This window comes from Wolbachia endosymbiont of Drosophila bocki (assembly GCF_028982005.1).
GTDB lineage: Bacteria > Pseudomonadota > Alphaproteobacteria > Rickettsiales > Anaplasmataceae > Wolbachia > Wolbachia pipientis.
This window is the reverse complement of the sequence record NZ_JAPQLG010000222.1, coordinates 1-2,074: the sequence shown is the minus strand read 5'-3', so window position 1 is coordinate 2,074 and position 2,074 is coordinate 1. Positions and strand designations below refer to the sequence as shown.

At 34.3% G+C, this 2,074-nt stretch carries 1 protein-coding gene and 1 pseudogene; both read right to left on the bottom strand.

The window, feature by feature from the left end; genetic code table 11:
* Positions 1 to 180: 180 nt before the first annotated feature.
* Positions 181 to 1,440: a cbb3-type cytochrome c oxidase subunit I gene (locus OZD61_RS05700; RefSeq protein ID WP_338062839.1), complete on the bottom strand. Its 1,260-nt coding sequence runs from the start codon at positions 1,438 to 1,440 to the stop codon at positions 181 to 183.
* 34 nt (positions 1,441 to 1,474) lie between these two features.
* Positions 1,475 to 2,074 (bottom strand): annotated as a pseudogene (locus OZD61_RS05695) (hypothetical protein); the annotation flags it as partial.

Genomic DNA, 2,074 nt, shown 5'->3' with positions numbered 1-2,074 from the left:
AAAACCTAGAAATTTTATAAAGACATAAGGTGCACATAGTGCAAAAAATTAAACATGGGACGCCAGATACTTGAGTTTTTCTGTCACTTAATCTGTACAGAGAAGATAAATAAATAGCCTCAGTTTCATGATAAGGGCGCTGGGGGAATTTGTCAAGGAAGTTTTTTTTGTTTCTATGGGTCAGTTGGTACGCGCTTTGCCTTTTAACAGATGTAAAAGCACAATTATTACGAACAACATTCCACCAACAACTGATATAGCGCCACCTATAACGAAGCACGTGCGTGCTAACATTGACGAAATACTTGGCAGATCTGCAACCTTCCTTAAAGCACCATATCCACCAAGCCACACAAGGCCAGTGATATGGAGAAAATGCCCTATACTGTAGGCATAAATCTGTAATCTTACCATGGAACTTTTTATCTCTTTAAAGTTTAATTTAGGTAACATCCAGTAGACAAAATTCATAAAAGCTATAGTGATCCCAACTACAGAACCATGGTAATGAGCGGGAATCGTGACATTACCTTCAATAGTCAACACTCCGAGCACATCTCCATAAGTGAACAACAAAAATGAATGTAATAAATAGTTGCTTTTATCATTAATAAAAGTTCTGATGTTGTAGCACACTAATATTATCAAAAAGCACGGCAAAACTGCTCCAGCAATCCTCATATGCCAAGTAAAAAACTGTATTAACTTGGCACTATCAACTGGATAAACAAAATATACAAACGGTGCGCCTACAGCTAAAATCGTGTTTATAAATAGTGGTAAAATAGTAATTTTATTGTTTGAAGCTAAACTAATATCATTGGAACTTAGCATTATTAAATAGACTAAAAACATTCCTTGAGCAAAAGCAAACTGCAATAAATGTCCGCCTCCCCAAAAGAGATATTCGTAAAATAAATTATTATCTGAGTGATATAGACCTGGAGGCATATTATTATATGCTAAAACAAAGCAAAGAAATGACGATACAAGTATAATAACTAGCCCAATTTGCCCAACAGAGAGAAATGAAACCTCTTTTTTTGATGTGTATGCTAGCATTGTATTTACTAATATACTGGCAATAAATAAACTGAGTCCAAGTAAAAATAATTTGTTTTGTAATACGGGAATATAGTTACTTTTGATAACTTCAGTGTTTGGAACGAATGCGGATATAAACATGAGCAGCATCGAAAGGGTTGATAGAACCCATGAAAAGTTAAACCAACTATTGGTATTTTGTAGGTTTATGATAAAGAGCAGAGATATTATAGAGCACATCCACACTAAAATTGACAAGTTCACGTGTATTACCAGCGCATTATCAAAAATATATTGTGCAGAAGGAACAAGAGAGGAGATAAAAGGCAATCGTAGAAAAATAACAATTATTGACAGTAACCCAGAGCAAGCAAGAGCACATACTGCCAAGAACATCCATTTTCTACAGAGCGGAGCGTTGTCTTGTATATTAAGCACAATCTTTTTTCTCAATTTTGTTCAATAGGAAACTAGTACAACATTGCATAATTTTATTATGCCAGTTTTGATCAGAATTTGCAAGCTCTTTTATTCGGAATATTATATATAAGTGATCATGGTTGATTTCTACCTGCTTAACCAGCATCTTAATAATGTTCTGCTTAGTCTGCCAATCTACTTTATCAAGCTGTGACTCAATATTTGAAGAAAAGTGTTTTAAGCTGTCGGTAATAAGACTCAGTTCCTGCTTTAGCCTTTTTTGATCAAGTACCTTTTCTTTTTCTGCTTCAATCTCTTTCAAACGTTGCCTCATTGTCTTAATCCGTGACTCAAACTCCTCCTTACTTATATATTCTTGTGTGTAGCCATCGATTAAATTTGAGATCATTCGTTTTAGCTTATTCTCCTGTTTTTCAAGATCCTTATCAAATTTCTTATCTCCTAAAAGAAGACGTTGATACTCATTTGTGATCTTATCTGGTTCTCTTAATACACTCTTTACTTCTTCCCATATGACTGTGTCTAAGAACCTGTTAAGGATCTCGAAAATATGAGGTAAAATAAGCATAGTTAAGAAAGAGGTATATCT